Genomic DNA, 7,064 nt, shown 5'->3' on the forward strand with positions numbered 1-7,064 from the left:
GCAGCGATGGATCTGCACAGCGTCGACGAAGTTCTGGTGCCGCGGACCCGCTCCGAGCTCCCCTGTGCCTCACCCGGTATCGGGTTCATCGGCGGCGGCACCTGGCTGTACTCGGAACCGCAGCCGCACCTGACCACTCTTGTCGACCTTGCGGGCTTCGACTGGAAAGCTGTCGTGGTCGGCGATCTCGGTCTCGAAATCGCGGCCACCTGCACCATCGAGGAACTGTGCCGCGCCGGTCTTCCCACCTCATGGTCCGCCGCAGCGCTGTTCCAACACTGCGCTGACGCACTGCTCGCATCGTGGAAGGTGTTGCGATACGCGACCGTCGGCGGCAACATCGCGCTCTCCTTCCCGGCCGGAGCGATGACGACTCTGTGCACCGCTCTCGATGCCGAACTGACGATCTGGCGTCCGGACGGTACCGAATACTCAGTCCCCGTAGTCGATTTCGTCATCGACGATTCTCGCAACGTGCTCGGCCCCGGCGAGATCATCCGCAGTATCCGGATTCCCGTGCATGCACTGACCGCACGTACCGCGATGCGAAAACTGGCACAGACGTCACTCGGGCGATCGGCCGTAGCCGTTGCCGGACGCTGCGGTGCCGACGGTTTCACACTGGCGATCACCGCCGCGACCCGCCGTCCGTACGCTCTGAAATTCGACGAACTCCCCGACGCCGCTGCACTTGCGGATGCGTTGCACAGCAGGATTCCGGAAGACGCTTACTTCACCGATGTCCATGGAACTGCGCCGTGGCGGAAGGCGATGACTGACCTTCTCGCCGAAGAAATCCGAGGTGAACTGGAATGAAGTACTCGGTGGACGGAGTTCCCCGCGACGACCAGCCCCGCCCCGGACAGTGCCTGCGAACCTTCCTCCGCGAGCACGGAGCGAACTCCGTCAAGAAGGGGTGCGATGCCGGAGACTGCGGCGCCTGCTCGGTTCTGGTCGACGGACACCCCACCCATTCGTGCATATTTCCCGCCCACCGCCTCGGCGGCCGCGACGTCGTCACCGCCGCCGGCCTCGGAACACCGGAGAAACTTCACCCCATTCAACAGGCATTCGTGGACGCCGGTGGATTCCAATGTGGTTTCTGTACAGCGGGAATGGTAGTCACCGCATCAGCGCTGTCGGTCGAACAAAAATCCGATCTCGCGTGCTCGATGAAAGGTAACCTGTGCCGTTGCACCGGTTATCGGTCCATTCGTGACGCCCTCGCGGGTACATCCAATACCGAGACCGCCAAAACAGGCGGGGCACAAGGGCGTTCCATCGCAGCCCCGGCGTCCGCACGCATCGTCACGGGGACCGAGCAGTACACCATGGACTTCTCCCCGGGTGAGAAGCCGATCGGCCTGCTTCACGTCGCAGTACTCGGCAGTCCGCACGCACACGCACACATAACCCGGATAGACACGGCAGCGGCGGAAGCGGCGCCGGGCGTCGCCGCGGTCCTCACCTTTCAGGACAGTCCGGACGTGCTGTTCTCGACCGCCCGGCACGAGGACCGCAACGACGATCCGGACGATACGCGGGTGTTCGACAGGACCGTCCGTTTCCGCGGCCAGCGCGTCGCCGCGGTCATCGCCGAAACCCCGACGCAGGCGGAACGTGCACTCTCGCTGATCGAAGTCGACTACGAGGTACTCGACGCGGTATTCGAACCAGATCTGGCGCGTTCCCCCGGCGCTCCGCTTCTGCACGGCGACAAAGACGAGAGCTCGCGGATCGCAGAAGTCCCTCGCAACGTGGTTGCCGCGCTTCACGATGGTGTCGGCGATCTGGACCGTGCGCTCGCGGATGCCACTGCAGTCGTCGAAGGTACGTGGAAAACTGCGCGAGTCCAGCACGTGGCCTTGGAAACTCACGGCGCAGTGGGGTGGCTCGACGAGGACGGCCGTCTCGTCATCAGAAGCAGCACACAGGTGCCGTTTCTGGTTCGGGACGAATTGGCGCACATCTTCGATCTCGATCGCAGCCGAATCCGGGTGTTCGCCAAGCGGGTCGGTGGAGGCTTCGGCGGGAAGCAGGAACTACTCACCGAAGATCTGGTCGCACTCGCCGTCCTGCGAACGGGTAGGCCCGTTGCTTACGAGTTCAGCCGCAGCGATCAGTTCACCATCGCACCGTCACGGCACCCGATGCGAGTTTCGGTTCGCGCCGGCGCCGATGCCGACGGAACTCTCACTGCACTGGCCATCGACGTCCTTTCCGACGCCGGGGCGTACGGGAACCATTCGATCGGAGTCATGTTCCACGGTTGCGCCGAATCCATGGCGGTCTATCGCGCTGCAACCAAACGCGTCGACGCCGAAGCGGTCTACACGAACAACGTTCCGTCCGGCGCCTTCCGTGGTTACGGGCTCGGCCAGATCATCTTCGCCGTCGAGTCGGCCATGGATCAGCTCGCTGATCGTCTCGGCATGGACCCCTTCGAGTTTCGGCGGCGAAACGTCGTCGTACCCGGAGACGATTTTGTCGACTGGCACGTCGAGGACGGTGATCTCGAATTCGGCAGCTACGGACTGGACCAGTGCATCGACCTCGTCGACAGTGCACTGTCGAGCGGACGCGGCGAGGCTGCACCGGCAGGGTCGCGTTGGCAGATCGGTCGGGGCATGGCAATTGCCATGATCGCGACGATCCCGCCGCGTGGTCACTTCTCCGACACCACTGTCGCACTCGAGGCCGACGGTCGGTACGTCGTGAACATCGGCACCGCTGAGTTCGGCAACGGAACCACCACGATTCACCAACAGATCGCGGCCACCGAATTGCGGACGACAGTCGATCGCATCACGATTGTTCAATCCGACACCGATGCCGGCGGATACGACACCGGAGCATTCGGGTCGACGGGAACGGTGGTCGCCGGCAAGGCGCTCCTGATCGCCTGCGAGCGCCTTCGCGAGCGAATACTGACCCGTGCGGTGCGATTGAGTGGCCGCGGCGCGCAGATCGACGATCTTTCGCCGGACGGGGTCGAAACGTCCCACGGTTGCCTCGATTTCGCGACGTTACTCGAAGGTGGCCCGCTCGCCGCTGACGGTCGCCACGACGGAACACCGCGCTCGGTCTCGTTCAACGTTCACGGTTTTCGCGTTGCCGTCGACACGGATACCGGCCGGGTGAAGATCCTGCAGTCGGTTCAGGCCGCCGATGCCGGCACCGTCATGAACCCGGCACAACTGCGAGGGCAGGTGGAAGGCGGTGTGGGACAGGCCCTCGGCGCTGCACTGTCGGAGGAAATCGTCATCGAAGAAGGCCGAGTGATCAATCCTCAGCTACGCAATTACCACGTTCCACAGATCGGAGATTTGCCGATCACCGAAGTACTGTTTGCCGACACGTACGACAAACTCGGGCCTTTCGGCGCAAAATCGATGAGTGAGGCCCCCTTCAATCCGGTAGCACCGGCGTTGGCAAACGCGATAGCCAACGCGTGTGGAGTGCGTATGCACTCCACACCGATGACACCGGATCGAGTGTGGAGCGAACTCCAGGCCAGAGCCTAGACTTCGCGCTCGAGCACTCGCTCGACTGCGTCGACCGCGTCGTCCAACTCACCGGTGGTCACCGTCAGCGCGGGACGGAATCTGATTCCTCTCTTCCCGGTTGGCAGTATCATCACATGCTCGTCTTCTCGCAGTCGCTGGACGACGCGATCACGAAGGTCACTGTCCGCCAAGGTAATCGCGCACATCAGACCACGACCGCGCGGCTCGGTCGCCGCCGCGTAGCGCCCGCAGACTTCGGTCAACCGGGCAAGGAGATGCGCACCCGTGAATCGCGCGCGGTCGATCAGTCGGTCCTGCTCGATGACTTCGAGTATCCGCCGGGCGCGCACCATGTCGGTGAGGTTGCCACCCCACGTCGAATTGATCCGGGAACTGACGTGAAACACATTGTCGCGCACTTCATCCACTCGACCGCCTGCCATGATGCCGCACACCTGCGTTTTCTTACCGAAGGCAACCACATCCGGATGCAATCCCAATTGCTGATAGGCCCAAGCGGTTCCGGTGATTCCGCATCCCGTTTGCACCTCGTCGAGAATGAAGAGGGCGTCATTCTCACGACACAGCTCTTGCATCGCCTGCAGGAATTCCGGCCTGAGGTGATGGTCACCGCCTTCGCCTTGGATCGGCTCGGCGATGAAACAGGCTATATCGTCGGGGTTGTCGGAAAACGCTCGGTGCGCTTGCTCGAGAGCTTGCCTCTCCGCAGCTTCGACATCGCGACCGTCTGCGAGATACGGCGAGTCGATCCGGGGCCAGTCGAACTTGGGGAATCTCGCGACCTTGCCCGGTTCGGTATTGGTGAGCGACATCGTGTATCCGCTACGACCGTGGAAGGCCTCGGTCAAATGCAGGACCTTCGTCCCCAGATCGCTTGACAATCCACGGCTTTCGTTCAACCGACTCTTCCAGTCGAAGGCAACCTTGAGCGCATTTTCCACCGCAAGTGCCCCACCGTCCACGAAGAACAAGTGTGGGAGCGCCGAATCCCCCAGGACCCGAGCGAAAGCCGCAACGAAGCGCGCCATAGGCTCGGTGTAGATGTCGGAATTACTCGGCTTGTTGGAGGCGACAACGGCCAATTCCTGCTGGAATTCCTCGTCGTCGGCGATCGCGGGGTGATTCATCCCCAGGGCGGAAGAGCCGAAGAAACCGAACATGTCCAGAAACTCGGTGCCGTCTCGCAGGTCGCGGAGATACGAACCCTGCGACCTTTGCACATCGAGAATCAGATCGAATCCGTCGACGAGAATGCTGGCCTTCAGCACCTCGTAGACCGGAAAGAGCGCACTGTCACCGAAGTCTCGCATCGCAGTACTCATACTGCGAAGATTATGTCAATTTTACGAAAGTGTCGATAGGAAGCCGTAAAAGTTACGGAACCCCCGTCATTCGTCGTAAAAAGTTTGTAGGATGATGGTGCTTCGCGTGTTGACGTTGGCTGCCGTACGGATCTCCTGCAGCAATCGTTCCAACGCCCGAGGTGACGCCACCCGGACCAGGAGGACGTAGCTTTCGCTCCCGGCCACGGAGTGACACGAGACGACGGCCGGTAGATGACGCAAGCGAGCAGGCGCATCGTCGGGCTGGGAAGGATCGAGAGGAGTGATGGCGACAAATGCGGACAGATTATGACCGAGTGCCTCCGGATCGATCTTCGCCGAGTAGCCACGGATCACCTTGCGAGACTCCAATCGACGCACTCTCGACTGGACTGCAGAGATCGAGAGTCCGGCCTTCTCAGCAAGACTCGCGAGAGTGGCACGGCCGTCCAAGACCAATTCACGCATCAAAAGTCGATCGGTTTCGTCGACCGGAACCCCGGCAGCGTCACTGGTTTCTGTTTCTCGCACCTGCGCAGGCTAACGCAATCGGACATTCGTATGGTTGAAACCTGGGAGCTACGTGCACGGTTCGCAGCGGCCCTCGCCAAGATGTATGGGGACGAGGTCCCCGCTTACAACACCTTGGTAGATGTAACGATGCAGGTGAACCGTGATTTTGCCGCCGAGCATCCGGATTCGGCGGAGCGCCTGGGCAGCCTGGCGAGAGTCAGCGCCGAGCGTCACGGCGCCATCAGACTGGGGACTCTCGACGAACTACGTGACGTAGCCACCGTCTTCGGCGGATTCGGTATGTTTCCGGTCGGCTACTACGACCTCCGGCTCACCGACTCCCCCATTCCCGTTGTCTCGACGGCGTTTCGCCCCACCGAACCTGCCGAACTCGCCCGGAACCCGTTTCGTGTTTTCACTTCGGTACTGACCGGCTCCGATTCCAGGTTCTTCGACACCGACCTCGAGCGTCGGATCACCGGGTTCCTGCGTCGCCGCACCCTGTTCTCTCCAGAACTTCTGCAGTGGGCACGGCAAGCGAACCGCGAGTGCGGCCTACCGGAGCCCGAGGCGACACAATTCGTCGAAGCGGCGACCTCGGCGTTTCGGCTCGGCACCGATCCCATCGACGCCGGTTGGTATCGCGAACTTGCCGCGATCTCACCTGTCGCCGCAGACATCGCCGGCCAGGGCTCGACACATGTCAACCACCTCACCCCGCGAGTGCTCGACATCGACGAGTTGTACCGCCGAATGACCGAGCGCGGCATCATCATGATCGACCGCATCCAAGGCCCACCGAGATGGTATGGACCGCCACTGCTTCTGCGGCAGACGTCGTTTCGCGCACTCGCCGAAGACAGACGTTTTCGGCGGCCGGACGGATCGGTCACCACAGAACCTGTCCGCGTCAGATTCGGCGAGGTCGAGGCACGCGGAATCGCGTTGACCCCCAGCGGGCGTGCGATCTACGACCGACTGATCGCAAAGCCCGCGGACGCCGACTGGGGCAGCGAATTTCCGCACACCGAGGACGGACTCGACGACGCGGGGTTGGCGTACTTCACGTACCGAAACGAAGGAACTGTTGTCGTCCGCGACCCGATCGTCTATGAGGACTTCCTACCGGCATCCGCGGCCGGGATCTTCGCGTCCAATCTCGATTCCGTGACCGGATTCGTTTCCGATGCGCCCGGCGCCGAATACGGGCAGGATCGATTGGAGGGCGCCATCGACCGCACCATCGAAGATCCGTTCGAGCTGTACCGCGCACAACAAGAGGCATCACGTGCCCTGCTTTCTCCCGCCAACAACCACTCCCGCCTACAAACACTTCCGCCTTCTAACACAGAGGACTCCCCGTGAACCTGCCTGATCCTTCGAGCCTCGCCGATCGCGCCGAGAGAGCCCTCGCTGCCTGTGGTGTCGAGTGGCCCGCCGGTGATCTGAGCGCACACACGCCGATCACCGGCACACAGCTGCGTACGGTCCGGCAGCACTCCGGCCGAGAGGTCGACGACGCCGTCGAGGCGGCTCATCGAGCGTTCCTCACCTGGCGCACCGTCCCCGCTCCGGCGCGCGGCGCGGTGGTGCGGCGGCTGGGCAGCCTACTTACCGAGCACAAGGAGGATCTCGCGGAGATCGTGACGCTGGAGGCAGGCAAGGTCACCTCGGAAGCTCTCGGCGAGGTACAGGAGATGAT

Annotated in this window: 6 protein-coding genes; 4 read left to right on the forward strand and 2 right to left on the reverse strand. The window is 62.4% G+C overall.

Annotated features, from left to right (window positions below):
- Nucleotides 1–6: 6 nt before the first annotated feature.
- Together AC1DWA_RS15695 and AC1DWA_RS15700 are read left to right on the forward strand one after the other, a co-directional pair.
- Entirely contained in the window at nt 7–816 is an 810-nt protein-coding gene (locus tag AC1DWA_RS15695; RefSeq protein ID WP_060938629.1) for an FAD binding domain-containing protein, read from the forward strand.
- Entirely contained in the window at nt 813–3,524 is a 2,712-nt protein-coding gene (locus AC1DWA_RS15700; protein WP_060938604.1) for a molybdopterin-dependent oxidoreductase, read from the forward strand. Before AC1DWA_RS15695 ends, AC1DWA_RS15700 begins: the two co-directional genes overlap by 4 nt.
- On the opposite strand, the gene lat is transcribed toward AC1DWA_RS15700, so the two are convergent.
- The gene (lat, locus tag AC1DWA_RS15705; protein WP_047890259.1) at nt 3,521–4,849 is read right to left on the reverse strand and encodes an L-lysine 6-transaminase; all 1,329 of its coding nucleotides are present in this window, start codon (nt 4,847–4,849) and stop codon (nt 3,521–3,523) included. The two genes, AC1DWA_RS15700 and lat, sit on opposite strands and share 4 nt — an antisense overlap.
- A gap of 66 nt (nt 4,850–4,915) precedes the next feature.
- On the reverse strand, nt 4,916–5,380 hold the full coding sequence (locus AC1DWA_RS15710; protein ID WP_019747732.1) for an Lrp/AsnC family transcriptional regulator: 465 nt from the start codon (nt 5,378–5,380) through the stop codon (nt 4,916–4,918).
- Between the two features lie 30 nt (nt 5,381–5,410).
- On the opposite strand from AC1DWA_RS15710, the gene hglS reads away from it, so the two are divergent.
- Both hglS and AC1DWA_RS15720 read left to right on the forward strand, forming a co-directional pair.
- On the forward strand, nt 5,411–6,727 hold the full coding sequence (gene hglS / locus AC1DWA_RS15715) for a 2-oxoadipate dioxygenase/decarboxylase (protein WP_243617110.1): 1,317 nt from the start codon (nt 5,411–5,413) through the stop codon (nt 6,725–6,727).
- Nucleotides 6,724–7,064 (forward strand): aldehyde dehydrogenase family protein (locus tag AC1DWA_RS15720; protein WP_477916806.1); only part of this gene is annotated, 341 nt, incomplete at its 3' end. The genes hglS and AC1DWA_RS15720, both read left to right, overlap by 4 nt.

The organism is Rhodococcus sp. P4_F3_2 (assembly GCF_056401335.1).